Genomic DNA, 25427 nt, shown 5'->3' with positions numbered 1-25427 from the left:
AGGCGGCTTTGCTTCAGCAGGGCCGCCTTTTTCGTGCCCGCAATCCAGCCTATATGGGTGCCATGATCAGACACGTTATTCTTGCCTGCCTCCTCGCGACTGCGCCCGCGGCCGCCCAGGAGATCGACCTTGCCGGTGCCGCTGACGACCGGGTTGTCCCGGAGAGCCGGATGGACATGCAGATGTCCTTCGCGCCATTGGTGCGTGAAGCCACCCCGGCCGTCGTCAACGTCTTCTCGCGCCGCGTGGTTGCCAATCAGCACCCCTTTGCCAATGACCCCTTCTTTTCGCGCATGTTCCGCAGTCAGCCGCGCGAACAGAATTCGCTGGGTTCCGGCGTCATCGTCGATGCGTCCGGTGTGATCGTGACCAATAACCACGTCGTGGCCGGTGCGACCGAATTGCGCGTGGTCCTGGCCGACCGGCGGGAGTTCGAGGCTCGGATCCTGCTCACCGACGAAGCGACTGACTTGGCCGTGCTGCGTGTTGAAACCAGTGAACCCTTGCCGGTCCTGCCTTTCGACCGGTCCGGTGATATCGAGGTCGGCGATCTGGTGCTGGCGATCGGCAATCCGTTCGGCGTTGGCCAGACGGTCACCTCCGGCATCGTTTCGGCGCTGGCACGGACCGATGTCGGCCAGACCGATTTTGCTTCTTTCATCCAGACCGATGCTGCCATCAATCCGGGCAATTCCGGCGGGGCGCTGGTCGACATGGATGGTGAGCTGGTCGGTGTGAACACGATGATCTTCTCGCGCTCGGGTGGTTCCAACGGGATCGGCTTTGCCATTCCGGTTGAAATGGTGGCCCGCGTCGTCGACACGGCGATGAGTGAGGGCGAGCTGATCCGGCCCTGGCTTGGCGCGCGACTGCAGCCGGTGGATAGCGATATCGCCGATGCGTTCGGTCTCAGCCGTCCGCGGGGAGCACTGGTCAATGAGGTCTACCCGCAGGCAGCGGCCGACGAGGCTGGCTTGATGCAGGGCGATATCGTTCTCGCGATCGATGGCCAGGCAGTGAACAATGAGGCGGGCGCGCGGTTCCGCCTCGCCACCCGGGCCGCCGGTGATGATGCGGTCTTCACCGTCCTGCGCGATGGTCAGGAAATGACCTTCGATGTCGCCGTCCAGCCGGCCCCCGGAATTGCCGAACCGGATCCGTTCGAAGTGGCCGGTCGCAATCCCTTGTCGGGCGCTGCCATGGTCACCCTGTCACCGGCTTTCAATGAGCGTGTCGGCCTGGATCCTTTCCGCAGCGGCGTGGTCGTCAGCGCGGTCGGACGGCGCTCGGTGGCCGGTCGTTTCGGCTTCCGACCCGGCGATCACCTGGTCGAACTGATGGGCACGCCGATCCGCTCGCTCGACGACGTCGCCGAGGTGCTGGCCCGTCATGACGGTGAACAGGTCTGGCCACTCGTGGTCGAACGTCGCGGGCAACGTTTCGAGACGTCGGTGCGGCTCTACTAGCTGGCGGACGGATCGTGGGGCTTGAGCGCCACGAAGCTCCAGACATGACCGAACGGGTCACGGATCTTGCCGTGCCGACCGAAGAATTCGTCTTTGCACGGGCGGACCACTGACGCGCCTTCCGCAATTGCCTTGTCGAACCAGGCATCGGCATCGGTGACATACAGGTTCAGCGTGAACGTGGTCCGGTTGTCCAGCGTTGCCGGGGCGACATTGCCGATATGGGCCTCGTGCTCGGGGAATTCGTCAGCGAGCATGACGATCCCGTCATTGATCTGCAGCGTGGCGTGACCGAGCTTGCCCTCGAAGTCATAGCGTTCCAGTAACTCCGCACCAAAGGCCCGGGTATAAAACTCGATTGCGGCGGCGCCATTGCGCACGCTCAGATAGGGGGCAACGCCCGAGGTCGGCGGCTCATGGGTCTCATTCATGCCGTGTCTCCGTTGTCGATTTTCTTTGAGGTCGCCGTCGCCGCGAGTGACCAGACATAGCCCCACGGATCCTTGATCTGACCATAGCGGTCGCCCCAGAACATGTCGGCCAGCGGCATCGCGATTTCGGCGCCGGCCCTGGTCGCTCGGGTCCACCAGGCATCAACATCATCGACCTGCATGTGAAGCGCGATACTGGCGGGTGCCGGTGCCGGCGTGCCGCCGCGATATTCCGGAAAATCATCATGCAGGAAGACCGAGCCGCCATTGATCACCAGATGCGCGTGCAGGACCCGTTTCTCATCTTCGGCCATTTGGCAGAAAACCAGCTCGGCGCCAAAGGCGGCCTTGTAGAATTTGACCGCGGCGAGGGCGTCCTTGGTTGTCAGGTGCGGCGTCACCCCGCTGGCGGTGGCTGTGCCCTGATGATCATTGGCCGGTCGCTGCCGGGTCTCCGGATCGCTCATCTCTGCCTCCCGTTTTCTGCCTGCAACTCTATCACGCCCGCACTTCTGTGAAACCGCGAACACGCCTAGGCTTTGTCGCAATGACCAGCTTGTTTGAAGCCGCCGGCCTTGACGCCGATGCCCCGCGCCCGCTTGCCGACCGGCTGCGCCCGCAAACGCTTGCCGATGTGGTCGGGCAGGATCACCTGCTCGCCGGCAAGGGACCGATAGCCCGCATGCGCGCCCAGGGCCGTCTGGCCTCATTGATCCTGTGGGGGCCGCCGGGCGTCGGCAAGACCACGATTGCGCGCTTGCTGGCCGAGGATAGCGGTCTGGAATTCGAACCGCTCTCGGCGGTCTTCTCCGGTGTTGCCGATCTCAAGAAGGCGTTCGAGCGCGCCCGGGCGCGGCGCCAGCAAGGGCGCGGTACATTGCTGTTCGTGGACGAGATCCACCGCTTCAACCGGGCCCAGCAGGACGGTTTTTTGCCGGTCGTGGAGGAGGGCACCGTCACCCTGGTCGGCGCCACGACCGAAAACCCGTCCTTTGAACTCAATGCGGCCCTGTTGTCGCGTTGCCAGGTCCTGGTGCTCAAACGCCTGGATGATGCCGGGCTGGACCTGCTCATGCAGCGCGCCGAAGCCGAGATGGGCCGTTCGCTGCCGCTTGATGCCGCCGCCTGCGCCGCCCTGCGCTCGATGGCGGATGGTGACGGCCGCTACATGCTCAACCTGGTCGAGGAGGTTTTCACCTTCGATCCGGAGACCGAAGTGAGCGCCGATGACCTGGCCGAGCTGCTCAACAAGCGCGCTACTGCCTACGACAAGGATCGCGAGGAGCACTACAACCTCATCTCGGCCCTGCACAAATCGATCCGCGGTTCCGACCCGGACGCGGCGCTCTACTGGTTCGCCCGCATGCTGGAAGGCGGCGAGGATCCGCTCTTCCTGGCCCGGCGTCTGGTTCGCATGGCGTCGGAAGATATCGGCTTGGCCGACCCGACCGGCCTGATGATCGCCAATGAGGCGGCGCGCACCTATGAACGGCTCGGTTCGCCGGAAGGCGAGCTGGCGCTGGCGCATGCCGTCGTCCATCTGGCGACCGCTGCCAAGTCGAATGCCGTTTACGTCGCCTTCAAGCGGGCCCAGAGAGCCGCCAAGGCGACAGGCTCCCTGATGCCACCCGCCCACATCCTCAACGCGCCCACCGCCCTGATGAAGGACCAGGGCTATGGCAAGGGCTATGAGTATGATCATGATGCCGTCGGCGGTGTCTCCGGTCAGGACTACTTCCCCGACGACATGCCGGACCGTCCGGTCTTTTACGAACCGAAGGACAGCGGCCGCGAAGCGGCGATTGGCGAACGTCTGGCTCGATGGCGCAAGCTACGTGGGGAGCGGCGAGGCGGACGCTCATAACGCGGGACTTGCCAAGTTCGCGGTTCGCGCGAATCCTTCCGGCATCATTTCTCTGGGGGGAGTTCACATGAAACCGGAACGCATTCACCTGACGATCGGCCTGCTCTGGCTCATTCTCGGCATGTTGCTGGGCGAGCATATGGGCCGCTCCGGCGATCACACGCAGATGCCGACCCACGCCCACATGATGTTGCTGGGCGGTGTTTTACCCATTCTCTGGGCGATCCTGTACCGCGTTTTCAAGCTGGCTAACGGCCTTCTGGCCTGGGCCCAGGTCGGACTGCATCATGTTGCGGTGCTCGTCATGATCCCGTCGCTCTACCTGATGTTCGGGCAGATGGTCGACGAGGCCGCGGTGGGACCCTTGCTGGGCATCAGCGCGATCATGGCGATCGTCTCGGTCGCGTTGGTGCTGGTCTTGAGCCTGCGCGCCAAGGACTGAGGCTCACTCGCTGCAGCTGGACCCGTAAAACCGGTTGGAGCGTTCCTGGTAAGCCGCGAGTGGTTCGAGGCCCAGCGATGCCCGCCGCTCATCGACCGTGTCCGGGTCTTCGATCGGCGGGTAGACCTGTTCGCCATTCTCGCAAATGAAACGTGAGCCATAGCGTTGTGGCCGGTCGTTAGCCACGGCAATGCGGTCGTAGAGCAGTGCGTAGCGCATGCCGTTGAAGTCACCGGCAAGGGCGAAGGGTTCGACCAGTTCGAGCAGGCGACGCTGGGCCGCCAGGTCGCCTTGCTGGATCAGGGCGGCAATGTCAGCGGCGAGGGCAGGCTGTTCACTGATCAGGGCGGCAAAGTCGTGCTCATCGAGCAGGCCGACAGCCCATTCTGTGTTGGCTTGATCGACCGCGTTGAACGTGTCCGCGGTGGCCTCGATGATCTCCGGGCGGGCGCCCGGGTCAAGGTCGGACCGTGAGATGCGCGATAGCAGCAAGTCGCGAATATAGCGGTCGCGGGCCTTGCGGGCGGCCATTTCGGAGATGAGGTCACCCCATTGCGCATAGGCGGCGTCAAACTCGGCGATCAGGGTCGCGGCGTCAGTGGGAAGTGGCGCCGGCGTGTTGTCGGTCGCCTCGGCATCGGCGACAGCGGGCGGGGCTTCCTGCGGCGCGGGCGGGGCCTCGGCGTCCTGCAGGATCAGCATGGTGGCCAGAATGAATACGGACATGATGCGACTCCCCAAGTTTCAGCCAGTCTAACGCCGCGTGTGGCGTATCCAAGGCATCAGGCAAAACAAAAGCGGCAGTCCTTGGGGAGAGACTGCCGCTTTCGCTTGGGGTCGGGGGCGATCAGGACGGGGGACTGTGAGGCGCGTCGCCGGTCCGGATCGGATGTCGTTCGGTTGAGCCCTAGGGGGCGGCCCAACCTAGGCGAATGCGCCGCCGAGGGCGATCGTCATGGCGCCAAACACACCGGCCACGAAAAGTACATTGACGAGTGTCGAGAGGGAGTTCGAAACACGGTCCATCATGGGTTCAGTCCTTGTCTTCTTGGCGCGCCGGGCCTTCCCGGTTCGCACGTTGGTAAATAAGGACTTAGCGGCGTCACACAATCGTCATTACACCAAAGCAGCATTGCGTAATTGCATGGCTTATCGATTGTGACATGAAATTTAGGATTGGTTGGTGTCGCGTTAATGTGCCGGCGGCCAATGCCGGCGCGCTTGCCAATCCGGCTGCGGGACCCTATCGAGCCGGGATGATCAATTATCTTCTCGTCGGTGCCGGCGGTGCGCTGGGTGCTTTGTCGCGCTATCAGGTCGGCCGGTTGACCTTTCGCTGGTTCGGCCCGGAACAGGTGTGGGGCACATTCGCCGTCAATCTGGTCGGCGGCCTTCTCATGGGCCTGCTGATTGGTTGGCTGGCCGCGACCGACCGCGCCGACCAGCAATATATTCGCCTGTTTGGTGCCGTGGGCTTCCTCGGCGGCTTCACGACATTCTCGGCATTCTCGCTGGAGATCGCCAACATGTTGGAACGCAAGGCCATCCTGCCAGCCTTTGGCTATGCGGCCGGTTCGGTCGTATTGGCCCTGGCCGCAGTCTTCCTCGGCCTGTGGATCATGCGGAGGGCCTTCGCATGAGCGGCGTCCAGACGATCAAGGTTGAAGCCAGCGAAGATGATTCCCGGGTCGACCGCTGGTTCAAGCGCCGCTTCCCGCACGTCTCGGCAATCATGGTCCAGAAATTGTGCCGCAAGGGGCAGATCCGGGTCGATGGTGGTCGGGTGAAGGGGGACAGCCGCGTCCATGAGGGCCAGGAGATCCGCATCCCGCCGCTGCCGGAACCCGGCGAGCGGCCGCCGGCCAATCGTTTGTCCGACGAAGACATTGCCTATGTGAAGTCGCTGGTCATCTATCAGGACAACGAGCTGATCGCCTTCAACAAGCCGGCCGGCCTTGCGGTTCAGGGGGGCTCCAAGACAACGCGACATCTCGACGGTCTGCTGGATGCTTTCGGCACAGGTCTTGACCGGCCTCGCCTGGTGCACCGGCTCGACAAGGACACGTCCGGCATTCTCATCGTCGGCAAGGGACCCAAGGCCACCGCGCGCCTCGCGAAGGCCTTCCAGTCGCACAAGACCCGCAAGACCTACTGGGCTATCGCCATTGGTGTGCCCAAGCCCAAGAAGGGCGAGATCAAGGGCTTCATGCGCAAGGCCGCCTCGGTCGGGGTCGACAGTGAGCGCGAGACCATGGTCGCGGCCGGGCATGGTGATGACGGTGCCCAGCACGCCCTGACCCGCTATGTGGTGATCGGCGAGGCCGGGCAGAAAGCCTCCTGGGTGGCGCTGCGTCCGGTCACGGGCCGGACCCACCAGCTGCGCGTCCATCTGGCGGCCATGGGCACCGCCATTCTCGGCGACAAGAAATACACCTGCCACCGTCCGGCCCCGGAAGACCTGGGGCGACGGTTATGCCTGCACGCCCGCCGCCTGGAAGTCCCGCGACCGGGCGGCAAGCCGTTGGTGCTGACCGCGGACCTGCCGCCGGCGCTGAAGAAGATTTATGATACGCTCGGCTTCTCGGTGAAGGAAATCAGTGAGGCCGACATCGAAGATGATCTGGCCTAGCCGTTGTCTTTTGCCGCCTGCTTGGCCTCGAAGGCCGCGACTTTCTCCGGGCTGGTCTCGCCCTGATACTTCGCTTTCCACTCGGCGGGCGGCATGCCGTAGACGCGTTCGCGGGCCTGGTTTTTTGTCACTTCGATGCCGCGCTCCGACGCCGCTTCGCGCCACCAGTCACCCAGGCAGTTGCGGCAGAAATCGGCGAGCAGCATGAGGTCGATATTCTGGACTTCCTTGTGGGCGTCCAGATGCGCGACGAGGCGGCGGAAGGCGGCGGCATCCAGCGCCGTGCGCTCGGTTTCGGTGATGTTTTCGGGCAGGGTCATGACGGCGGCGCTCCGGCTTGCGTGTGATGCATGGGTAGCATGAGGCGGGGCCTGCTTGCCAAGCCCGGCGCAGCCGCCTATGTCGCGGCCAAGCAGAAGGAGCCTCGCGGCGTGAGCACCCCACTCAAACTCGCGATCTGGGATGTCGACGGCACCATCGTCGACAGTCGCCAGGTGATCCAGAAAGCCATGGACCGCGCCTTTCGTCGCGCCGGGCTTGGCGGGATCGATTATGACCGTACCCGCACCATTGTCGGGCTCGAACTGACCGAAGCGGTCACCCGCCTGGCGCCGCCGGATTATTCCGCCGTGCAAGCCGTTCAGCTCGCCACCTTCTACAAGGAAGCCTTTGTCGAGCAGCGCGCCGAGGCCGGCTTTTCCGAACCGCTCTATGACGGCGTGCGCGACACGATCGAGCGACTGGTCGATGCCGGCTGGTTGATGGGCGTGGCGACCGGCAAGGCCCGTCGCGGCCTCGACATCGTGTTCGAGCATCACGGCCTGCATCGCTATTTCGACACGCTGCAGACCGTCGATGGCGGCGCTGGCAAGCCGCATCCGCGCATGGTGCTGGACGCGATGCGTGAGACCGGCGCTGATGCCGTCCAGACGGTGATGATCGGCGATACGCGGTTTGACATGGAGATGGGTCGCAATGCCGGCGTGCATACGCTCGGTGTCGGCTGGGGTTTCCACACCGCTGACGAGATTGCCGAAGGTGGCGCCCACAGCATCCATCATGATTTCGCAAGCCTTGATGCCGCGCTGGACCGGTTCGCCGCCGCGATTGACAGTGCCGCCGGGCAGGAGACAGGCACATGAGCCAGACCTATGAAACCAAGCCGGGCGTGAAAATCCCAAGCCGCGAGAGTGCACTGCCCAAGCGTTTCTACACCGATGTGACCGTGGTCGCGGACGGCGAGGTCTTTGCCGTGCATCTCGACGGGCGCCCGGTCAAATCACCGGCCAAGCAGGCGCTGGCGCTGCCGACGCGGGCGCTGGCCGAGCTGGTTGCCGCTGAATGGGCGGCCCAGGGCGAGCGCATTGATGCGCCGTCCATGCCGGCAACGCGGCTGTGCTTCGTGGCGCTGGATCTGATCCCCGATGCGCGTGCGGAGACCGTGGCCGAGGTGACGAAATATGCCTCGACTGATCTCGTCTGTTTCCGTGCGCCGGAACCGCCCGCACTGGCCGCATCGCAAGCCGCCGCCTGGGACCCGATCATCGCATGGGCTGAAAGTGCCCTCGGCGCGCATTTCGTGCCGGCCACCGGGCTGATGCCGCTCGACCAGGATCCGGTCGCCCTGCAGCGTGTCATGCAGCGGGCCGGCGAGCTCGATGACTGGCGTTTGACGACACTGGCCCATGTTACCGCTGTCTGCGGTTCGGCCCTGATTGCGCTGGCCTTGCTTGGCGGTGAGATTGACGGCGAGAAAGCCTTCGTCCTCTCTACCCTGGATGAGCATTTCCAGATCAGCCAGTGGGGCGAAGACCATGAAGCCGCCGACCGTCTGGCCCGCTTGCGCACCGAATTGGTGGTGATGGGCGAAGTCCTGCGTGCATTGGACGCGGCGTCTGCGGCTTGATGCCAGGCGCCAGACGATTAACCTGCATCCCTTGATGTTGCGGAGACTGGACCATGGCTGACACCGCCCCTGTGCAAGCTGGCAAGACCGGCCCCGGCGGGCTGCTGGACTTTGACGTCCTGCGCAAGGCCAGCGTGCGGACCGAGCCATACAATTATTTCGTCGCCGAAGCCGCGCTCAGCGAGCGCGAGGCGGCGGACGTGCGCCGTGATTATCCCGCCATCGACAAGCCGGGCTATCTGCCGCTCTCCAAGCTGGAAGCCACCGGCGAGTTCAAGCGCCTGATGGACGATCTCAACTCCGCCGAGCTGGCGCAGGTCCTGAGCGACAAGTTTGGCGTCGATTTCACCGACAAGCCGCGCATGATCACCGTGCGCAAGGTCTCCCAGCTGTCGGACGGGCCGATCCATAACGACTCGAAGTCGAAAATCCTGACCATGCTGACCTATCTCAATGCCGAGTGGGACGGCACGGGTGCCGGCTGTATCCGCGTGCTCAACGGGCCGAAAGATTTCGAGGATTTCACCGAGGAAGTCCCGCCGCTGGCCGGCTATGTCTTCGCCTTCCTGCGTGCCGACAATTCCTGGCACGGCCATCTGCCCTTCGAGGGCGAGCGCTATGTCGTGCAGACGACTTTCCTGACCTCGCAGGAAGAGCTCGACCGCAAGGAAAACCGCGGCGGGTTGCAGTATTTCCTCAAGAAGCTGAACCCGTTTCAGTAGCGACGCGATTGGGCTGGCCTGGATTGGGCAGGCCTAGATTGCCGCGAGTGTTCGCAAGGCTGACGGCGTGAAGGTCAGGCGGCCCTGGTCGAGGCGGTTCCAGATCAAGAACCCGGTGGTGACAACCGCGAGTTCCGCCAGTTCCTGGAAGATGTGGTGACACATCAGAACGCCGCTGAGGATCAACAAGGCGCGCAAGGGCAGCAGGACATTATCGCCGTGGCGCGCGGATACCAGCGAGCCCAAGCGGGCTCCCAACACGATCAACGTAATGCCAAGCGCGTAGTAGACCGCCTCCATGGTCGACGGCGTGATGTAATTGTGGAGATTGAATTCTTCCTGGAGATTGCTCTGCGCGATCGCGTCCGGTGGCGTAAAACCCAGCCAGTGCTGCCCCCAACTGATTTCCTCACCAAAGGCGAAAACCAGGACCAGGATTGTCACGGCGAGACTGACCGGGCCGAAAGCGGTGTCCCGATTGCGTTGACGGGCGCGGTCTATCACCAGCGCGACCGGGAACAACATCAGCAGGATGGTGAGGTTCTCGATCAGCCCGCCATCGCCGACGTCCGGGCGGAACACGCCAGCCAGTGGACGCATGGTGTGGTCGAACAGGTTGAGGGCGGCCAACTGGACCAGCGCGACGAGCGCGAGGATGTCGAGGCTGGCGAATTGCCGGGCCATGCCGGCGACACCCAGGCGATGTGTGCCGCGGATCATGATCTTGCCGGCCACCGCCAAGCTCAAAAGGCCGGCCAGCAACAGGCCGAGCGCCTGCAGCGGGGCATCAATACTGCCGTCGGGCGAAAACAGGGCTGGCATGTTGCCGATCCTCCTAAAGCGCGTGCACGGCGGCCCAACGGTCGAGCCGGCGGAAGGCCTTGCCGGGCCAGTTCGACACGCGGCCCAGCGGCAGGGCTTGGGCCATGCCGTCGATCAGCTGGCCGGTCCGCACCAGCGCGTGGGCGAGGGACGGGCGTTGCAGCCGCCCGCCCACCACACCGAAGCCGGCATTCGAGAGACGCCGCTTGAAGTCATAATCGCCTGGTCCGAGATGGATTTCGCGCACGCCCTGGTCCGCGAGGTGGCGGGCGATTTCGAGATAAAGCGTCAGGCCCGGGCCGAGCTTGGAAAATTCCGGCCAGTAGACCGGGAACCAATAGTGCAGCACCGTGTCCGAGCGCATGCCGAAATGGGCGGCGGCGAGCTGGCCGTCGATCTCGACGGTCGACAGCATGCCGGCAAATTCCGGCGTGTCGGTGTCGAACAGGTCCTCGATCAGGTGGCGGGCCCAGCTGGCGACAAAGACATCAAGGGCGTTGGTGCGGCGATATTGCTCGCGCTTGGTTTCGATCACGGCGCGCAGGGCGTCGGGGCGCCGGTCGTCAAGACGGAAGACAACCCGGTCGCCCAGCTCCGCCAGCTTGCGCTGACGGGCGCGGATATTGCGCATCGCCTTGGCGTCTTCGCGGGCGCAATCGTCGAGAAAACTGTCATATCCGGACGACAGGTCGGAAACCCAGGAAATCTCGGCCGGCGCCGTGCTGCCGCGGGCGAAGCTGGCTTGGTCGGCGAGGGCGCCGTGATAATTGAGGATACCGAATCCACTGCCGGCAAGCGCGGCTTCGACATCGAGATCGGGCGTTGTGGTGATCAGGCCATGATGATCGCCCAACGGGCCGCCGATCGGCCGGGCCACGCCCGAACGGGACAGGTGCAGCGGCAGAAAACCGGCAATTGTGCCGTTCTGGTGCAAAATCGCGATTCGGGTGTCCAAGCGGCGGCGGGCGACGGATTTCGTGAATTCCAGCGAGAAATAGGGCGAGGCCAGGGCCCGGTTTTGCGCGCGAAAGCCGTTCCAGGCCTGGCGCTCGGCGGCGCCAATCCCGCCCACGCTAACAATGTCTGTCCGCAGTCCCTGGCCGCCCATGCGCCAATCCCCAATCCGGTTTCGCGGTTTACCCTGCAAGGGATGCGCCCGCAGCGCCCCCCGTCGTCGGGGAGCTGGCGCACCGGCTTGATTGCACAAGCATTCGCGGGTCTGCTATCTGGCGCATAACAAGAATCCCGTGGGGAAGGACCTGTCATGAAAGACGTGCTCGAGCAGCTGGAAGCCAAACGCGCAGCCGCCCGGATGGGCGGCGGAGAAGCGCGCATCGCCGCGCAGCATGGCAAGGGCAAGCTGTCGGCGCGCGAACGCATCGAACTCCTGCTCGATGATGGCTCGTTTGAAGAGTGGGACATGTTTGTCGAGCATCGCTGCGTCGATTTCGGCATGGCCGACAAGAAAATCCCCGGCGACGGCGTGGTCACCGGCCATGGCACGATCAATGGCCGCCTGGTCTATCTCTTCTCCAAGGACTTCACCGTCTTCGGCGGCTCACTGTCCGAGACCCACGCCCAGAAGATCGTCAAGATCCAGAAGGCCGCCATCCAGAACGGCGCGCCGATCATCGGGATTTTTGACGCCGGTGGTGCCCGTATCCAGGAAGGCGTGGCGTCCCTGGGCGGTTATGCCGACATTTTCCTGCAGAACACATTGGCGTCCGGAGTCGTGCCGCAAATCTCCATGATCATGGGGCCGTGCGCTGGCGGTGATGTCTACTCGCCGGCCATCACCGACTTCATCTTCATGGTGAAGGACACGTCCTACATGTATGTGACCGGCCCCGACGTGGTGAAGACCGTCACCAATGAGACCGTCACCCATGAAGAGCTCGGCGGCGCCTCGATCCATGCCAAGAAGTCCGGCGTTGCCGATGGCGCCTTCGAGAATGATATCGAGGCGCTGGTGCAATTGCGCCGCCTGATCGACTTCCTGCCGCTCTCCAATCGCGAAACCCCGCCCAAACGTCCGACCCATGACAATGCCGAGCGCATCGAACCCAGCCTCGATACGCTGGTCCCGTCCAATCCGAACAAGCCCTATGACATCAAGGAGCTGATCGAGAAGGTGGCGGATGAGGGCGATTTCTTCGAGATCGCGCCGGACTATGCCGCCAATATCGTCACCGGTTTCGGCCGCCTCGACGGTCAACCGGTCGGCTTTGTTGCCAATCAGCCGATGTCACTGGCCGGCGTGCTCGACAGCGATGCCAGCCGCAAGGCCGGCCGTTTCGTGCGCTTTTGCGACGCTTTCAACATCCCGATCGTCACCTTCGTCGACGTGCCCGGTTTCCTGCCCGGCACCAAGCAGGAATATGGCGGCCTGATCAAGCACGGCGCCAAACTCCTCTTCGCCTATGCCGAGGCCACCGTGCCCAAGCTCACCGTCATCACCCGCAAGGCCTATGGCGGCGCCTATGACGTGATGAGCTCGAAACATCTGCGCGGCGACGTCAATTACGCCTGGCCGACCGCCGAGATCGCCGTGATGGGCGCCAAGGGCGCTGCCGAGATCATCCACCGCAAGGATGCCGCCGACCCCGACAAGATGGCCGCCCACGCGAAAGAATACGAAGACCGCTTCGCCAACCCCTTCGTCGCCGCCGGCCGCGGCTATATCGACGACGTCATCATGCCCCACGGCACCCGCAAACGCCTGATCTCGGCGCTAAGAACGCTGAAGAACAAGAAGGCGGAGAACCCGTGGAAGAAGCACGATAATATTCCGCTTTAGGGGGTGGGGATGGATGAGCCAGACCGTAAATTTGGCCTTCAACCGTTCGGGGAGGCGGTTGAACTGAATTTGGAAGAGCATGAGTATCGACGAATTGGCTCTGCCAAGCGGTATATCCTCGATGCGCTACAATTTGAGGAAAATTACCTCCTAGTCCTAAAAGCGTATTTCGAGCTCGAACGAAACTCGAATGACGAGACGCTAAAAAGCCTGTTGTTTCGCAACTATAGTTACGACGATAGACAAGATTCGATACTTCAAAAAGATCTGAAATCGTTGGCATTTCTAGCCGCGTTTCGATCGTACAGGGACCGTTTTCCAAAATTCAACGGTCAAACAAGACCAGGCAGTGCTTATGCAAAATTGATGTCGACCTGGGACCAATCTCTTCTAGATTGCCCGGAGTTTTGGGCATGCGAACATCTCAGACATTTTGCGATCCATCATGGCTCATCAATCCAATTGATGGCGTCTGGCGGGAGCTGGGACGAAGCTAGAGAGCGTCATGAAGCATATACGCATTTCAAGTTTTCGGTGGATGAACTGGAACGATTTCTCTTAGAAGAAAAGCGAAAAATTGAGGGTTGTAAAAATCTTCGTGAAAAATATGGTGAAAAGATAAACCTTTTTATTGTAGTTCGGAAAGGGTTTAGTGAGTTAGGTAGAATTCACAACAAAATCAGAAAATTTATACGCGAAGAATATAAAGCCAGCGACCAAAATTATAGGTCCGCGATAGAAAAAATGGAAATGTTGCTGCCGGGGTGTCGAACTGGATATGCGGTGTGTTTAGAGTCGGGTGAAGTTTCTGAAAAAGTATCTCTGTTTTGTGATCTACCAGACCGGACGGAGCGACTCGTAAAGCGGGTTGTTCTAGAAAACATCGAGAAGCACTACGTCACCTCTCAACTCGATTGATGACGCTGATGGGGTGGCAGTAGTCCATAATCGCTCCTCAATGCCCTCGTCGACACTGAACCACCTCCACCCGCTGCCCATCCCCGACCCCTACAACCCGATAGACCAGCCTGTGCTTGCTATCGATGCGGCGCGACCACCAGTCTGAGAGTTCGCCCTTGAGGGGTTCCGGTTTGCCCGGGCCGTCGAACGGGTCGCGGCGGATGTCTTCGATGAGCTGGAGGGTGCGTTTGGCGAGGCGGGTTTCGTGGTGGACCAGCCAGGCGAGGTCGTCGAGCGCCTGGGGCGTCAGCTCGGCATTCATGATGCCGGGTCAGGACCGGTTTCGTCCCCGGCCCAGCCGATGAAGGCTGCCGGGTCTTCGGCGAGGCGGCGCAGCGTGTCCGGCGTCAGCGAGCGGGTCTCGCCGGCCTCGGCGGCGGCGATACTGTCGCGCAGGCGGCGGGCATTGGCCGGGCTTTCCAGCAGGTAATTGGTCTCCTGCAAGGCTTCCCACTCCGACAACGCCACCATCACCACCGGCTCGCCGCCCTGACGGGTGATGATCGCCGGCGCCTTGTCAGCGGTGACACGCTCGACCAAATCCTTCAACGCCGCGCGCGCTTCGGAAATGGAGAGGATGCGGGGGAGTTTGCTCATGGACTGATTGTACAAATTTTCGTACGTTTATCAAGTCGGCGCCGCGCGCCCAATCATCCATAAACCGCTTGCCGAGACGTCGCCGTATCCGATTCTTTCGGTCAAAGGGCATGCCCGCTTCGCGGCCCTTCGGGCCCTTGACCGAAAGAATCGGATACGGCCTGCTGGCTGACAAGCGATGTATGGGTCGGTCTGCCTACGATGGCCGAAATGCAACAAAGGACACGCTTTTCCGCTTTCCGCGAATTGACGCTTTTCTTGTGGCGGCGTGCGGCAGATTCTAAGCTTGTGAAGCCGCCGAGGCGCGATCGCCCGCCATCAGCATGATTTCAATTGGGAGGCTAGCCGGTGAACGAGGTTTCGAACACAGACCTGCCTTTGGAAGAGGCCCGGCTGCGCGTGATCTGGGAGCAGATCAGTGGCCAGATTCAGAAGGAAGCCGGCTTGATCTATAGCTGGTTGACCATACTGGTGATTGTCAATGCGGCGCTTTTCGCCGCGATGGTGAATTTGGATTTTGACCAGCTCGTGAACGCCGCAAATGACGGAAACGTCTTCAACCCGGAGGCTGTGGTCCTCTTGTTGATCAGTTTCGCGGGGATACTCTCGACGAGCTATTTCTTTTTCGCCATCGAAGCGGCTTCTGAACAGTTTCAAGTCCTGCGTACGGCTTATCTTGCCAAGGCGGACGCGTTCAATGCGCTGCATTGGCCGACACCCTACGGCGATGAAAACGAAACCTGGATCACCGGATGGCGCGCCCCAATCTACTGGGTCGTTGGTAAACCCAGGATCGTTCCTCTCTCATTCATCACAGTTTGGCTGGTCATCCTGATCTATGTCGTCGGCGGCATGGCCGCAGCGTAGTTCAGGCCACCCGTACCGCCTTCGCCAGCATCGCCGGATAGCCGCGCGTGATGCAGGTATGGCCCTCGTAATAGCCCCGGCTCGCCAGCAGCTTGTGCAGGCGCGGGAGATTATAGGGCGGGACGGCGGCGAACATGTGGTGTTCGAGGTGGAAATTGACGTTATTGGGCGCCACCAGCAGGCGCTCAAACCAGCGCGCAACCGTGGTGTGGGTGTTGAGGCGCGGCTCGGTGTCATAGCGGTCGATGGCGACGCCGTGCTCGCCGATATTCCGCAGCCGCATGATCGCCGGATAGAGGAAAAGGCGGGCCACCCACCACAGCGCGTAAGCCCAGATCGCCCCGGCGGCGGCGAGGGCAATGATCAGGACCAGCTGGAAGGCGAGGAAGGGGAGTTTGGCGCGCCAGTCAGGCTTGCGCCAGCTCATCACCATTTCCTTGAAACCGGTCTGACCGGTCAGGTCGCGGGTGAATTTGCGGCGCAGGCTGTCGCGCGTCACCGGATAAGCTTTGACCAGGCCCTGGTCGGGGTCCTTGTCGGTGCCGGCATGGCGGTGATGGTCGAGATGATAATCGCGATAGAGCTGCAACGGCACATCGACCGCCGCACCGCCGATCCAGCGGCCAACGAATTCGTTGAGCCAGGGCGTGCGGAACAGCGCCTTGTGGGCACAGTCATGCAGCACGATGGCAAGGGCCAGCTGGCGCCCGGCGATGATTGGCACGGCGATGATCAGGGTCAGCGGGTTGGGCCAGATGATGGCCAGCGCGAAGGCGGCGGCCAGCAGGGCGATGTCACCGGCCAGCATCAGCGTGCCCTGCCAGTTCGTCGTGCGTGACAGCGCGCGCAATTCCTCACGGCTCACGCAATCGGACAGGCGGCGATCATTTCCGGCGTGCTGCTGGCTCATGCTCTGTCGACCTTCCGTGCCTTGCCCGCCGGGCGGGTCTCTTGGCGCCCATTGTCTCGCAGAAGCCGGTTTGGCGAAAGAGGGCGCGCGGCGTCAGGTCTTGACGGCGCCACGACCGGTTGGAATGAAGCGCACGATGAAGGTTACCAGCAGGACGCACGCCAGCGGGTAGAGGGCGTGGGCGAGGGCATTGCCCTCGGCCATGCCGGCGAGCAGGGCGAGGCTGATCACCAGCCGTCCGCCGCGCACCCGGGCATGGCTGAGCGCTTCGCCGCGGGCATCGCAGACGCTGGTCGGGACGGGGCAGAGGAGGGCGGTCAGGAGGCCGATCACGCCCAGCCCGCCAATCACCGCCATCAACGTGGTCGACACGCCCTGCGGGATCAACAGTGCCGTGAAATCACCCTCCAGCGTGATCAGCTGCCAGACCGTGAAGGCGAGGGCGATCAGGGCGGCGATCAGGGCGAGGCTGCGGGAGCGGTCGAGATTGACGTCGATGGCGATGGCAATCGCGGCGACCAGTCCCATCAACGCATAGCCGTCGCTGAAGACTGACAGCCCGGCCAGAACGAGGACGATGCCAAGATCGCCCGGCTTGGCCGGTTGCCCCACGGTGCGGTTGACCGTGCGCGCCGCCATCAGGACGAAGGCGAGTGTCCAGACCGAGGTCGGCAGGCCCATGACCAGCCCGTAGAGGATGAGGGCTGCGGCCATAAAGGCGGTCAGATTGCGGTCGGGATCGGCTTCGCGGCCCAGGGCCCAGCCGAGAAAGATGATCACCATGCCCTCCAGCCCGGTGATCAGCGCATTCACTGCGCCGCCTCCGGCGGAGAGATAGGCATACAGGCCAAGCCCGGTCCCGATCAGCGGCAGGGCGACCAGGACGGCCAGATTGGTCGGATATTTGGCTTCCAGCGGACGGGCGATGGAGGACAGGCGGTAGACGGCTTTGCTCATTGATCGATTCCCCTTTGCGCCGGAGACTATGGCGAATCGCGCTCGCTGCCAGCCTCGGAGGGATTGCGCATGATGGAAGCCCTGCTCGTTTCGGCCGGAATGGCCGTCTGGACCGTGCTGGTCCACATGGTGGGCCTTGGCGCCCTGCTGGCCCTGGCGCGCCTGCGGAGCGGTCGGATCGACCCGCACGGCTCGAACCTGCGGCAGGCCTTGTTCATCCTGTTTGTCGTTTTGGGTCTGTTCGTCGTGCACGCGATCGAAATCTGGAGCTTTGCCCTGGCCTATCTGGCGCTGGGGGTGGTCTCCGGCCTCGAGGAGGCGCTGTACTTTTCGACCTCGACCTTCACCACGCTCGGCTATGGCGATGTCATCATCGACAATGAGTGGCGTCTTGTTGCGGCGATGGAAGGGTTTACCGGCTTCCTGATGATCGGCTGGTCGACGGCCTTCCTGGTCTCGATCGTCGGCAAGCTGCGGGCCCTGGAGGCGGACTGGCTGGAGCGGCCGCGCGATGCGGAGTGAGTGCAGCGACTGAGACGCGCCGCCGCCACCGCTTGCCGCCCCCGGCCAAGCCACGCTAAACCCGTGACACCTGTGCGGTAATCACCCGCACCCGGATCAAGGGGCCAGCATGTTCAAGAAGATCCTGATCGCCAATCGGGGCGAGATCGCGGTTCGCGTCATCAAGACCTGCAAACGCCTGGGTATCGCCACGGTGGCGGTTTATTCCGAAGCTGATGCCGACAGCCTGGCGGTCGAAATGGCTGATGAGGCCGTCTTCATCGGCCCGCCGGCGCCCGGCGAAAGCTATCTGGTTCTCGAAAAAATTCTCGACGCGATCAAGCAGACCGGCGCCGATGCGGTGCATCCCGGTTTCGGATTCCTGTCCGAGAACGCAGCTTTTCCCAAGGCGCTGGAAGAGGTCGGCGTGGCCTGGATCGGGCCGAACATCCACGCCATCGACGCGATGGGCGACAAGATCCGCTCCAAGCAGCTAGCCGCCAAGGCGGGCGTGTCGACCATTCCCGGTGCCGATGGCGAGATCGCCGATGCCGATACCGCGCTCGCCGCGTCCAAGGCGATCGGTTATCCGGTCATGCTCAAGGCGTCGGCCGGTGGCGGCGGCAAGGGGATGCGGATTGCGCGCTCGGACGCCGAGGTCACGGAAGGCTTCAAGGCGGCCCGCAATGAGGCCAAGTCCTCCTTCGGTGATGATCGCATCCTGATCGAGAAATTCATCGAAGAGCCGCGCCATATCGAGATCCAGGTGATGGGCGACAAGCATGGCCATGTCATCCATCTCAACGAACGCGAATGCTCGATCCAGCGCCGCAACCAGAAAGTCCTGGAAGAGGCACCATCGCCCTTCCTCGACAAGAAGACCCGCGAGGCCATGGGGGCCCAGGCCGTCGCCCTGGCGGCCGCGGTTGACTATGACAGCGCCGGCACGGTCGAGTTCATTGTCGACAAGGACAAGAAATTCTATTTCCTCGAGATGAATACCCGGCTGCAGGTCGAACATCCGGTCACCGAGCTGACGACCGATGTCGACCTGGTCGAGCTGATGATCCGCTCGGCCGCGGGTGAGAAACTGGGCCTCACCCAGCGCGATGTCCCGATCAAGGGCTGGGCCGTCGAGGCGCGGCTCTACGCTGAAGACCCCTATCGCGGTTTCCTGCCGTCCATCGGTCGCCTGAAGCGTTTCCAGGAGCCGGCTGAGGGCAAGCTGGGCAAGGGTGAGCTGCGTATTGATGCGGGTGTCCGCGAAGGCGATGAGATTTCGCTCTTCTACGATCCGATGATCGCCAAGGTGATCGGCTATGGCAAGGATCGCGAGACCGCGATCGACACGCTCGCCGCCGCCCTCGACCGGCTGCATATCGAAGGCCTGCAATCGAATGCGCCCTTCCTGTCGGCCGTGCTCGACGAGGCCGAGTTCCGCGCCGGCCGTATCCACACCGGATATATCGCCGAACATTTCCCGGAAGGGTTTCACGGCACGGCGCCGCGCGAGGAACAACTGATCGCGATGACCTGTGCTGCGGCGTTTGTGCATGAGACCTTCGTGCGCCGTGCCGGTCTGATCGAAGGCCGCATGCGGCCTGTCGAGGAACCAAAAATGCGCGAATGGGTCGTCCTGCTCGACAAGCGCCGCATTCCGGTCGAGATCGAGATGACCGGTCCCGGCCGGGCCTCGCTGTGGGCACCGTCGCTGGCGTCGGAGCGTCTGGAGGTCGAAACCGGTTGGCGCGCCGGACAACATCTTTTCGAGGCCAATATCAACGGGCAACCGGTCGCGCTTGAATTCGCCGACCGCACCGAAGGCTATCATTTGCGCCATCGCGGCTTCTCCGCCGTTGCGCTGGTCTGCACCACCCGGTCCGCCGAACTGCACGCCATGCTGCCGGAGAAGGAAAAGCCGGACATGGCGAAGCTGGTCGTCTCGCCAATGCCGGGCCTTGTGGTCTCGCTCGAGGTCGAGGAAGGTCAGAGCGTCAAGACCGGTGAACCGCTGGTCATTGTCGAGGCCATGAAGATGGAAAACGTGCTGCGCGCCGAAACCGATGGCACGATCAAGTCAATCAAGGTCGAGGCCGGCGCCTCGGTCGCCGCTGATGAGCTTCTTGTCGAATTCGAATAGGTCCGGGGCCCACCCGGGGAAGGCAGACGCGATGGACTGGCAATTCCTGTTGTTGAACCCCAATGGCCGCATCGCGGCGCGGGACTACTGGATCGGCGTCGCGATCATCATCGGCGGCAATATCCTGGCCGACATCATCTCGATACTGGGTGGCTTGATCTGGCTGGGGCTGATCTGGGTCGGCCTGTGCGTCTACGGCAAACGCCTGCACGATACCGGTCGCAGTGCCGCCATTCACGCCCTCCCATGGTTGGTAAGTTTCGCGCTCGCCATTGTTGCCGTGATGATGGTGGGCGGCGCCATCCTGTCCGCTGTGCTGTCGGGCGGCGATATCGGGCCGGCGATGTTCCTGTCGGCCGGTGGCGGATTACTCACGCTTGGCGGCTTGGGGACGTTGATCTGGGCCGGCTACACGGTTTGGCTGGGCATGGCACCCGGTCAGGGTGGCGACAACCTCTATGGCGCCGCACCGGCGATCGAGTCCGGGCCTGTCACGGTGGATCCGCAGCCGACAGCAGGCAAGGACGACGATAGGCCCGGATGAGGCCATTTCCCGTCAGGGGCGAAAAACGGCTGGAGAATTCCTGGAATCCGCCTAGGCTTTGCCCGCCAATGACAGGGGAGAGTCAAAGCCATGTCGCTCAATAATTTCATTCTTAATCCGGCCGATGCCACACGGATCCTGTTCGGGGCGTCTGGCAAGTTGTCACCCCAGGAATTCGCCCAGGGCATCGTCGCCATCATGGCGGCCTATATCGTGTTGCAATTCATCAGCCTGATGCCGGCTTTGGGCTTGTTACTCAGCTTTGTCGGCGGCCTCGTGCTCGCCTTTGCCTGGGTGTGCGTCTATGCCAAACGTTTCCACGATGCGGGCAAGTCCGGTTGGCTTGCGGCGGCAGCCGTGGTCGCGGTCCTGGTCATCGTGATCGTGGCGAATGTCATCCTCATGCCCGTGTTGGGGGTGAACATGGCCGGGGGTACCACGATGCCGGTTGTCACGGTCAGCAGTGTTCTTGCTGGTATCGTCAGCAGTCTGGTCGGGAATGCGGTAGTCGGTTATTTCGTCTACAAGATGCCAACAGTCTGATCACTGACCGGCCGGGACGCGTCCGGGTCGAATCCTGCTTGAATATGGCCGGTTCCCGGGTAGATACGGGGACCGGCCATTTCACTGTCCAGAGGACGACTTCATGAATCCGCTTGCCCTCCTGCTGCCCAACCACCGCGCGTCTGTTTCGGCTTTCATCCTCGGCATCGCCATTCTGGCTGCCCTGGACGCGATCCGGCTCGCTTTCGGCACGGCTCCGGTGCCGGGCATCATTCCGATGGCGGTGATCTGGTTTTGCTGTTTTTCCTTGTTCGCCAACCGCCGCCGCCATGCCGGCCGTGATATCGGCTTGGCATTCCTGCCGCTTAGCCTATCGGTCGTCGCCAAGGGCATTGGTGCGCTGATCGGTGTCGGTCTTGCCTCCTTCCAGGCGATGATCACCTTTGCCGAGGAGCAGGGTGTCGACACCTCCGATACGGTGGCATTCAACGAAGCGGTTTCGGATCCGGGTTTCCAGGAAGCTTTCTCGACCTGGATCGAATCGGACACCCAACGGGCGATGGAAATGTTCTCGCAAACGGCGTGGCCGTCCTATGTCGGGTTCTGGGGCGTGCTCGCGGTCTTCGTGCTGTGGTTCGCCACCATGCAGCGCAACAGCGCATCCACTAATCAGGGCTGAGCGGCTTCCAGTCGCGGCGGGTCGGCACGGGTCACGTCCCCGAAGGCCTGTGTCCAGGCGAGGTGCAGGGCGACGTCGAAATCCGCCATCGTCACCACGTGTCCCAGATCGGCCAATGAGGTGACGCCGTAGAGCGGATCCGAGATGCCACAGGGCGTGATGCCGGTGAAATGGCTGAGATCCGGATCAACGTTGAAGGCGATGCCGTGGAAGGAGACCCAGCGGCGAAGGCGCACGCCGATCGCGGCAATCTTGTCCTCGCGTCCGCCTGACCGGTCGACCCAGACACCGACCCGGCCGTCGCGAATGCCGGCTTCGATGCCGAACTGCGCCGCGGCCCCGATCAGCCAGTCTTCCAGCGACTGGATGAATTTGCGCACATCGCGGCCGCGCCGCGTCAGATCCAGCATGACATAGGCCACGCGCTGGCCCGGCCCGTGATAGGTGTACTCGCCGCCACGCCCGGTCTCGTAAACCGGGAAACGGTCCGGCGACAGCAGGTCACCGGCCTTGGCGCTCGTCCCTGCCGTGTAGAGCGGCGGGTGTTCCAGCAGCCAGACCAGCTCATTGGCCCCGCCCGCCGCAATCGCTGCCGCCCGCGCTTCCATGAAGGCGAGGGCGGGTTGATAGGGCGTCAGGCCGGGCGAAACAGCCCATTCGACGTTTTGTAATGCCATATCCTGAAGTCTTAACGCTGCGGAAACCGTATTGGCCAAACATCAGGCCCGCGATGATGATCCGCAAGTCCTGGAGTGCGACGTGAGTCAGATCAGTTCGGTGGAAGTGGAAATTTCAGTCCTGTTGGGCCGGTCCAAGATGCCGATCCAGCAATTCCTCCGCATGGGACGCGGTGCGGTGATCCCGCTCGATTCGGGCGAGGACGACCAAGTGTGGATCCTGGCCAACAATCATCCCATCGCCCGCGGCGATGTTGTCATCCAGGGCGACCGTATCGCCGTGTCCATCACTGGACCGGCCGATGCCAACGAATTCTTCGCAGCTGCATAAAGCGTTGCAATACCCTCTTCACAAGGTGCGGGGATGTTGCTATCTCCCGCGCCTCCATGACGTGCGGTCGTGGCGGAATTGGTAGACGCGCAGCGTTGAGGTCGCTGTGGGGTAAAACCCGTGGAAGTTCGAGTCTTCTCGACCGCACCATCTCTCTCCTTCAGGGGGCGAGATCGGAAGAAACCCTCACTCAGACCTGATCGTGCGAGCCGGGCTTTTCCGGTGTCAGAACGGTGAGCCTGTAGGCCGCCGAGACGCAGGCAATGCTGGCCAGTGAATAGGCCACCAGCAACAGTCGCAGCGGCAATTCCTCCATCACCAGACTGAGCCAGAACAGCGGCGTGCCGATATCGTCCGGCAGGTCTCCGGGCTGCGAGGGCAGGTCGGTGGCGATCGCGAGCACAAGCGTGTTTGACCAGATGATCAGCGGCACGATAAGGGCCAGGGATGCCAGGGCGACCAGCCACAGTCCGGCGCCGAGGCCGAGCGCCGCCGGGCGGGCCCGATTGAGCGCGGTGCCGTACCAGTCCCGCCCGCCAAGGACGCTGGACGGGTAGATGAAGGAGAGGCGCGCGAACAGCGGGCTCAGCCAGATTGCAATCCCGCCGGAGAGGGCGCCGACCACGATGCGTGGCGTATTGCCAACCAGTCCGGCGATTTCAGCCAGCGCGACCAGTAAGGCCGCCAGAACGAAAACGACCGCAGCCGTGGCGAGTACCGTGAGGCCCAGCGCCAGAGAACGCATCAGGATGCGCCAGAAGCCGGTTTGTGGCACCTCGATGCCGACGCTCCGGGCCGGCCGTTCCAGCATGGTCTTGTGGCCGAGAAAAATCAGGGCAGCGGCCATCGCGCCTTCGAAAATATTCGTGGTTCGTCCGACCAGTTGCGCAAACAGGGTGACGATGGTGTAGGCGAGGCTGACTCCGATCCACAAGGTCACCAGGGCGCCGGCGCGGGCGCCAAATGTCGCGGCAGCCTGCCGGAGTATACGGCCGGCGGTGACGCGCTCTTCGCTTCCGCCGATGCGGGTAAAGCCGAGCCCGAACAGGATGATCAGGCCGATTGTCCCGCCGATCGCCAGCCCGGCCAGGACCGGCAGGTTTTCCTCACCCGTGATACTGAACACGTCTTCGCCCCCATTTCTCCCAGTAAACGTCATAAAGCGTCGGTATTTCAGGTCAATGCGATTGAGGTTGCCGGTCGGGACGGCTAAGAGAGGCACGTATGGTGCCTGTCTTGTCGGCCGACGGTGCACTCGATCATATCCCCTTATGGAGGCGTGAATGGGCGAAGCCGCTTATGATGACGACGTCCTGATCGACTCGCCTGCCCGGGCCGATACCGATCCGGAATTCGTTGCCAATCTGCGGCAGGCCATTGCCGACGCCGATGGCGATCTCGTGCGGCGCATGCTGGTGCCGTTGCACGAGGCCGATATCGCTGACGTGGTCGAGCAGCTCTCGGCCAGCCAGCAGGGCGCGCTGGCGGAACTCGCGCCCGATATCATTACCGGTGAAGTGCTGGCCGAGCTCGAGCCGGATTCACGCGAAGTGGTGATGGAGTATCTGGATACCGCGCATCTTGCTGCGGCGATCCAGGAACTCGACTCAGACGATGCCACCGAAGTCGTCGAGGAAATGGACGCGGCAACGCGGACCGCGGTGCTCGCGGAAATCTCCGACAGTGATCGTGAAGCGGTCGAGCAGAGCCTGTCCTTCGAGGATGAGACGGCCGGTCGTCTCATGCAGCGCGAATTCGTCGCCGCGCCGGAATTCTGGTCGGTCGGGCACGCGCTCGACCACATGCGCAATGCGGCCGATGACCTGCCCGACAAATTCCACGACCTGTTCGTGATCGATACAGGCTTCCGCCCGGTTGGCGAGATCCCGGTCTGTCGCCTGTTGAGCGCCCGGCGGGATGTCGCCCTGAGTGATCTGATGGAAACGCCACGTATCCTGGTCGATCCCGAGACCGACCAGGAAGAGGTCGCCTACCTGTTCCAGAAATACCACCTGGTCTCGGCGCCGGTGGTCGACAGTGCCGGTCGACTGACCGGCATGCTGACCCTGGACGATATCGTCCACGTCATCCAGGACGAGAACAAGGAAGACCTGCTCGCCCTGGCCGGCGTGAATGATGCCGGTCTTGCCGACACCGTTGTTCGCTCTGTGCGTTCCCGTGCGCCCTGGCTGCTGGTCAATCTGGGCACGGCGATTCTGGCGTCGGGTGTGATTGCCCTGTTCGAGGGCGCGATCTCGCAGATCGTGGCGCTCGCCGTCCTGATGCCGATCGTCGCCTCGATGGGTGGCAATGCCGGCACCCAGTCGCTGGCCGTCGCCGTGCGCTCGATCGCTGAACGCGATCTGACCGCCGCCAATGCGGTGCGTGTTATCTGGCGCGAACTGGCAACCGGCATGGTCAACGGCCTGATTTTCGCCGTCATCATGGGGCTTGTGACCGTCCTGTGGTTCCGCGACTGGGAATTGGCGGCGGTAATTGCCATCGCCATGGTCCTCAATCTGGCCTGTGCCGGCCTGTCAGGCATTCTCATCCCGCTGGGGATGGTCCGGGCCGGCGCCGACCCGGCTGTTGCCTCCTCGGTTTTCGTGACCACGGTGACCGATGTCGTCGGCTTTCTGGCATTCCTGGGGCTGGCGACACTCGTCCTGTTGTGATGATAT

The 25427-nt window shown here is 62.8% G+C and carries 30 protein-coding genes and 1 tRNA gene; 19 read left to right on the top strand and 12 right to left on the bottom strand.

The window, feature by feature from the left end:
- Window positions 1-62 precede the first annotated feature (62 nt).
- Window positions 63-1466 carry a Do family serine endopeptidase gene (locus AWH62_RS12665; protein ID WP_075190900.1) on the top strand — a complete coding sequence of 468 codons (1404 nt, stop codon included), beginning with the start codon at window positions 63-65 and terminating at the stop codon, window positions 1464-1466.
- On the opposite strand, the gene AWH62_RS12660 is transcribed toward AWH62_RS12665, so the two are convergent.
- A complete protein-coding gene (locus AWH62_RS12660; protein ID WP_075190855.1) occupies window positions 1463-1897 on the bottom strand; it encodes a VOC family protein in 435 nt (144 codons plus the stop codon). The genes AWH62_RS12665 and AWH62_RS12660 overlap by 4 nt on opposite strands.
- On the bottom strand, window positions 1894-2364 hold the full coding sequence (locus tag AWH62_RS12655; protein ID WP_075190854.1) for a VOC family protein: 471 nt from the start codon (window positions 2362-2364) through the stop codon (window positions 1894-1896). The genes AWH62_RS12660 and AWH62_RS12655 overlap by 4 nt, the downstream gene beginning before the upstream one ends.
- Window positions 2365-2444: 80 nt before the next feature.
- Here AWH62_RS12655 and AWH62_RS12650 point away from each other — a divergent pair, with 80 nt between their 5' ends.
- Together AWH62_RS12650 and AWH62_RS12645 are read left to right on the top strand one after the other, a co-directional pair.
- A complete protein-coding gene (locus AWH62_RS12650) occupies window positions 2445-3761 on the top strand; it encodes a replication-associated recombination protein A (protein ID WP_075190853.1) in 1317 nt (438 codons plus the stop codon).
- Between the two features lie 67 nt (window positions 3762-3828).
- Window positions 3829-4203, top strand: a complete 375-nt coding sequence (locus AWH62_RS12645; RefSeq protein ID WP_075190852.1) for a hypothetical protein — start codon at window positions 3829-3831, stop codon at window positions 4201-4203.
- Between the two features lie 3 nt (window positions 4204-4206).
- On the opposite strand, the gene AWH62_RS12640 is transcribed toward AWH62_RS12645, so the two are convergent.
- Entirely contained in the window at window positions 4207-4929 is a 723-nt protein-coding gene (locus AWH62_RS12640) for a DUF6624 domain-containing protein (RefSeq protein ID WP_075190851.1), read from the bottom strand.
- 530 nt (window positions 4930-5459) lie between these two features.
- On the opposite strand from AWH62_RS12640, the gene crcB reads away from it, so the two are divergent.
- Both crcB and AWH62_RS12630 read left to right on the top strand, forming a co-directional pair.
- On the top strand, window positions 5460-5843 hold the full coding sequence (gene crcB, locus AWH62_RS12635; RefSeq protein WP_075190899.1) for a fluoride efflux transporter CrcB: 384 nt from the start codon (window positions 5460-5462) through the stop codon (window positions 5841-5843).
- The gene (locus tag AWH62_RS12630) at window positions 5840-6832 is read left to right on the top strand and encodes an RluA family pseudouridine synthase (protein ID WP_075190850.1); all 993 of its coding nucleotides are present in this window, start codon (window positions 5840-5842) and stop codon (window positions 6830-6832) included. Before crcB ends, AWH62_RS12630 begins: the two co-directional genes overlap by 4 nt.
- Here AWH62_RS12630 and AWH62_RS12625 read toward each other — a convergent pair.
- Window positions 6829-7152: a DUF1244 domain-containing protein gene (locus AWH62_RS12625; protein WP_075190849.1), complete on the bottom strand. Its 324-nt coding sequence runs from the start codon at window positions 7150-7152 to the stop codon at window positions 6829-6831. The two genes, AWH62_RS12630 and AWH62_RS12625, sit on opposite strands and share 4 nt — an antisense overlap.
- A 111-nt stretch (window positions 7153-7263) precedes the next feature.
- On the opposite strand from AWH62_RS12625, the gene AWH62_RS12620 reads away from it, so the two are divergent.
- From AWH62_RS12620 to AWH62_RS12610, 3 genes are read left to right on the top strand one after another with little or no spacing between them, the layout of a single operon-like run.
- Complete coding sequence (locus AWH62_RS12620) at window positions 7264-7974, top strand: HAD-IA family hydrolase (RefSeq protein ID WP_075190898.1); 711 nt, start codon at window positions 7264-7266, stop codon at window positions 7972-7974.
- Window positions 7971-8738, top strand: a complete 768-nt coding sequence (locus tag AWH62_RS12615; RefSeq protein WP_075190848.1) for an ATP12 family chaperone protein — start codon at window positions 7971-7973, stop codon at window positions 8736-8738. The genes AWH62_RS12620 and AWH62_RS12615 overlap by 4 nt, the downstream gene beginning before the upstream one ends.
- Window positions 8739-8791: 53 nt before the next feature.
- The gene (locus AWH62_RS12610) at window positions 8792-9460 is read left to right on the top strand and encodes a 2OG-Fe(II) oxygenase (RefSeq protein ID WP_075190847.1); all 669 of its coding nucleotides are present in this window, start codon (window positions 8792-8794) and stop codon (window positions 9458-9460) included.
- Window positions 9461-9493: 33 nt separating this feature from the next.
- Here the strand turns inward: AWH62_RS12610 and AWH62_RS12605 are convergent, their stop codons facing one another.
- The gene (locus AWH62_RS12605; protein ID WP_075190846.1) at window positions 9494-10282 is read right to left on the bottom strand and encodes a hypothetical protein; all 789 of its coding nucleotides are present in this window, start codon (window positions 10280-10282) and stop codon (window positions 9494-9496) included.
- A 13-nt stretch (window positions 10283-10295) separates the two neighbouring features.
- Window positions 10296-11390, bottom strand: a complete 1095-nt coding sequence (locus tag AWH62_RS12600; RefSeq protein ID WP_075190845.1) for a GNAT family N-acetyltransferase — start codon at window positions 11388-11390, stop codon at window positions 10296-10298.
- Window positions 11391-11546: 156 nt separating this feature from the next.
- Here AWH62_RS12600 and AWH62_RS12595 point away from each other — a divergent pair, with 156 nt between their 5' ends.
- Both AWH62_RS12595 and AWH62_RS16865 read left to right on the top strand, forming a co-directional pair.
- Window positions 11547-13079, top strand: coding sequence for an acyl-CoA carboxylase subunit beta (locus AWH62_RS12595; protein WP_075190844.1), 1533 nt, complete (start codon window positions 11547-11549; stop codon window positions 13077-13079).
- A gap of 9 nt (window positions 13080-13088) precedes the next feature.
- Entirely contained in the window at window positions 13089-13997 is a 909-nt protein-coding gene (locus AWH62_RS16865; RefSeq protein WP_143743046.1) for a hypothetical protein, read from the top strand.
- A gap of 37 nt (window positions 13998-14034) precedes the next feature.
- Here AWH62_RS16865 and AWH62_RS12590 read toward each other — a convergent pair whose 3' ends face one another.
- Window positions 14035-14301 carry a Txe/YoeB family addiction module toxin gene (locus AWH62_RS12590; protein ID WP_075190843.1) on the bottom strand — a complete coding sequence of 89 codons (267 nt, stop codon included), beginning with the start codon at window positions 14299-14301 and terminating at the stop codon, window positions 14035-14037.
- Entirely contained in the window at window positions 14298-14636 is a 339-nt protein-coding gene (locus AWH62_RS12585) for a type II toxin-antitoxin system Phd/YefM family antitoxin (protein ID WP_075190842.1), read from the bottom strand. The genes AWH62_RS12590 and AWH62_RS12585 overlap by 4 nt, the downstream gene beginning before the upstream one ends.
- Before the next feature lie 348 nt (window positions 14637-14984).
- Between AWH62_RS12585 and AWH62_RS12580 the strand changes: the two genes are divergently transcribed.
- Window positions 14985-15503 (top strand): hypothetical protein, encoded by a 519-nt coding sequence (locus tag AWH62_RS12580; RefSeq protein ID WP_075190841.1) that lies wholly within the window; start codon window positions 14985-14987, stop codon window positions 15501-15503.
- Window position 15504: 1 nt separating this feature from the next.
- Here the strand turns inward: AWH62_RS12580 and AWH62_RS12575 are convergent, their stop codons facing one another.
- Window positions 15505-16413 (bottom strand): fatty acid desaturase family protein, encoded by a 909-nt coding sequence (locus tag AWH62_RS12575; RefSeq protein ID WP_075190840.1) that lies wholly within the window; start codon window positions 16411-16413, stop codon window positions 15505-15507.
- A gap of 93 nt (window positions 16414-16506) precedes the next feature.
- The gene (locus tag AWH62_RS12570; RefSeq protein ID WP_075190839.1) at window positions 16507-17370 is read right to left on the bottom strand and encodes a hypothetical protein; all 864 of its coding nucleotides are present in this window, start codon (window positions 17368-17370) and stop codon (window positions 16507-16509) included.
- A 69-nt stretch (window positions 17371-17439) separates the two neighbouring features.
- On the opposite strand from AWH62_RS12570, the gene AWH62_RS12565 reads away from it, so the two are divergent.
- From AWH62_RS12565 to AWH62_RS12545, 5 genes are all read left to right on the top strand, one after another.
- Window positions 17440-17892, top strand: coding sequence for a potassium channel family protein (locus AWH62_RS12565; RefSeq protein WP_075190838.1), 453 nt, complete (start codon window positions 17440-17442; stop codon window positions 17890-17892).
- A 109-nt stretch (window positions 17893-18001) separates the two neighbouring features.
- Complete coding sequence (locus AWH62_RS12560; RefSeq protein ID WP_075190837.1) at window positions 18002-20011, top strand: acetyl/propionyl/methylcrotonyl-CoA carboxylase subunit alpha; 2010 nt, start codon at window positions 18002-18004, stop codon at window positions 20009-20011.
- Between the two features lie 31 nt (window positions 20012-20042).
- Window positions 20043-20555 (top strand): DUF805 domain-containing protein, encoded by a 513-nt coding sequence (locus tag AWH62_RS12555; protein ID WP_075190836.1) that lies wholly within the window; start codon window positions 20043-20045, stop codon window positions 20553-20555.
- A gap of 90 nt (window positions 20556-20645) precedes the next feature.
- Window positions 20646-21098, top strand: coding sequence for a DUF805 domain-containing protein (locus AWH62_RS12550; RefSeq protein WP_075190835.1), 453 nt, complete (start codon window positions 20646-20648; stop codon window positions 21096-21098).
- A 103-nt stretch (window positions 21099-21201) separates the two neighbouring features.
- Window positions 21202-21738, top strand: a complete 537-nt coding sequence (locus tag AWH62_RS12545; protein ID WP_075190834.1) for a hypothetical protein — start codon at window positions 21202-21204, stop codon at window positions 21736-21738.
- Here AWH62_RS12545 and lipB read toward each other — a convergent pair.
- Window positions 21729-22415, bottom strand: coding sequence for a lipoyl(octanoyl) transferase LipB (gene lipB / locus AWH62_RS12540; protein WP_075190833.1), 687 nt, complete (start codon window positions 22413-22415; stop codon window positions 21729-21731). The two genes, AWH62_RS12545 and lipB, sit on opposite strands and share 10 nt — an antisense overlap.
- An 82-nt stretch (window positions 22416-22497) precedes the next feature.
- Between lipB and AWH62_RS12535 the strand changes: the two genes are divergently transcribed.
- Together AWH62_RS12535 and AWH62_RS12530 are read left to right on the top strand one after the other, a co-directional pair.
- Window positions 22498-22746, top strand: coding sequence for a FliM/FliN family flagellar motor switch protein (locus tag AWH62_RS12535; RefSeq protein ID WP_041637474.1), 249 nt, complete (start codon window positions 22498-22500; stop codon window positions 22744-22746).
- Between the two features lie 63 nt (window positions 22747-22809).
- A tRNA-Leu gene (locus tag AWH62_RS12530) sits at window positions 22810-22896 on the top strand.
- Window positions 22897-22936: 40 nt separating this feature from the next.
- On the opposite strand, the gene AWH62_RS12525 is transcribed toward AWH62_RS12530, so the two are convergent.
- Window positions 22937-23872, bottom strand: coding sequence for a hypothetical protein (locus tag AWH62_RS12525; protein WP_075190832.1), 936 nt, complete (start codon window positions 23870-23872; stop codon window positions 22937-22939).
- A gap of 157 nt (window positions 23873-24029) precedes the next feature.
- Here AWH62_RS12525 and mgtE point away from each other — a divergent pair, with 157 nt between their 5' ends.
- Window positions 24030-25421, top strand: coding sequence for a magnesium transporter (gene mgtE / locus AWH62_RS12520; RefSeq protein WP_075190831.1), 1392 nt, complete (start codon window positions 24030-24032; stop codon window positions 25419-25421).
- The last annotated feature ends 6 nt before the right edge of the window (window positions 25422-25427 follow it).

Origin of the sequence: Maricaulis sp. W15 (genome assembly GCF_001924955.1) — a bacterium.
Lineage (GTDB): Bacteria > Pseudomonadota > Alphaproteobacteria > Caulobacterales > Maricaulaceae > Maricaulis > Maricaulis maris.
The sequence above is the reverse complement of the archived record's forward strand: the minus strand, read 5'-3'. Positions and strand labels throughout refer to the sequence as shown.

Excerpts from the sequence above, each read along its gene's own strand:
- AWH62_RS12665 (WP_075190900.1), top strand. The coding sequence starts at position 63 with ATGATCAGACACGTTATTCTTGCCTGCCTCCTCGCGACTGCGCCCGCG.
- AWH62_RS12660 (WP_075190855.1), bottom strand. The coding sequence starts at position 1,897 with ATGAATGAGACCCATGAGCCGCCGACCTCGGGCGTTGCCCCCTATCTG.
- AWH62_RS12655 (WP_075190854.1), bottom strand. The coding sequence starts at position 2,364 with ATGAGCGATCCGGAGACCCGGCAGCGACCGGCCAATGATCATCAGGGC.
- AWH62_RS12650 (WP_075190853.1), top strand. The coding sequence starts at position 2,445 with ATGACCAGCTTGTTTGAAGCCGCCGGCCTTGACGCCGATGCCCCGCGC.
- AWH62_RS12645 (WP_075190852.1), top strand. The coding sequence starts at position 3,829 with ATGAAACCGGAACGCATTCACCTGACGATCGGCCTGCTCTGGCTCATT.
- AWH62_RS12640 (WP_075190851.1), bottom strand. The coding sequence starts at position 4,929 with ATGTCCGTATTCATTCTGGCCACCATGCTGATCCTGCAGGACGCCGAG.
- crcB (WP_075190899.1), top strand. The coding sequence starts at position 5,460 with ATGATCAATTATCTTCTCGTCGGTGCCGGCGGTGCGCTGGGTGCTTTG.
- AWH62_RS12630 (WP_075190850.1), top strand. The coding sequence starts at position 5,840 with ATGAGCGGCGTCCAGACGATCAAGGTTGAAGCCAGCGAAGATGATTCC.
- AWH62_RS12625 (WP_075190849.1), bottom strand. The coding sequence starts at position 7,152 with ATGACCCTGCCCGAAAACATCACCGAAACCGAGCGCACGGCGCTGGAT.
- AWH62_RS12615 (WP_075190848.1), top strand. The coding sequence starts at position 7,971 with ATGAGCCAGACCTATGAAACCAAGCCGGGCGTGAAAATCCCAAGCCGC.
- AWH62_RS12610 (WP_075190847.1), top strand. The coding sequence starts at position 8,792 with ATGGCTGACACCGCCCCTGTGCAAGCTGGCAAGACCGGCCCCGGCGGG.
- AWH62_RS12605 (WP_075190846.1), bottom strand. The coding sequence starts at position 10,282 with ATGCCAGCCCTGTTTTCGCCCGACGGCAGTATTGATGCCCCGCTGCAG.
- AWH62_RS12600 (WP_075190845.1), bottom strand. The coding sequence starts at position 11,390 with ATGGGCGGCCAGGGACTGCGGACAGACATTGTTAGCGTGGGCGGGATT.
- AWH62_RS12595 (WP_075190844.1), top strand. The coding sequence starts at position 11,547 with ATGAAAGACGTGCTCGAGCAGCTGGAAGCCAAACGCGCAGCCGCCCGG.
- AWH62_RS16865 (WP_143743046.1), top strand. The coding sequence starts at position 13,089 with ATGGATGAGCCAGACCGTAAATTTGGCCTTCAACCGTTCGGGGAGGCG.
- AWH62_RS12590 (WP_075190843.1), bottom strand. The coding sequence starts at position 14,301 with ATGAATGCCGAGCTGACGCCCCAGGCGCTCGACGACCTCGCCTGGCTG.
- AWH62_RS12585 (WP_075190842.1), bottom strand. The coding sequence starts at position 14,636 with ATGAGCAAACTCCCCCGCATCCTCTCCATTTCCGAAGCGCGCGCGGCG.
- AWH62_RS12575 (WP_075190840.1), bottom strand. The coding sequence starts at position 16,413 with ATGAGCCAGCAGCACGCCGGAAATGATCGCCGCCTGTCCGATTGCGTG.
- AWH62_RS12570 (WP_075190839.1), bottom strand. The coding sequence starts at position 17,370 with ATGAGCAAAGCCGTCTACCGCCTGTCCTCCATCGCCCGTCCGCTGGAA.
- AWH62_RS12565 (WP_075190838.1), top strand. The coding sequence starts at position 17,440 with ATGATGGAAGCCCTGCTCGTTTCGGCCGGAATGGCCGTCTGGACCGTG.
- AWH62_RS12560 (WP_075190837.1), top strand. The coding sequence starts at position 18,002 with ATGTTCAAGAAGATCCTGATCGCCAATCGGGGCGAGATCGCGGTTCGC.
- AWH62_RS12555 (WP_075190836.1), top strand. The coding sequence starts at position 20,043 with ATGGACTGGCAATTCCTGTTGTTGAACCCCAATGGCCGCATCGCGGCG.
- AWH62_RS12550 (WP_075190835.1), top strand. The coding sequence starts at position 20,646 with ATGTCGCTCAATAATTTCATTCTTAATCCGGCCGATGCCACACGGATC.
- AWH62_RS12545 (WP_075190834.1), top strand. The coding sequence starts at position 21,202 with ATGAATCCGCTTGCCCTCCTGCTGCCCAACCACCGCGCGTCTGTTTCG.
- lipB (WP_075190833.1), bottom strand. The coding sequence starts at position 22,415 with ATGGCATTACAAAACGTCGAATGGGCTGTTTCGCCCGGCCTGACGCCC.
- mgtE (WP_075190831.1), top strand. The coding sequence starts at position 24,030 with ATGGGCGAAGCCGCTTATGATGACGACGTCCTGATCGACTCGCCTGCC.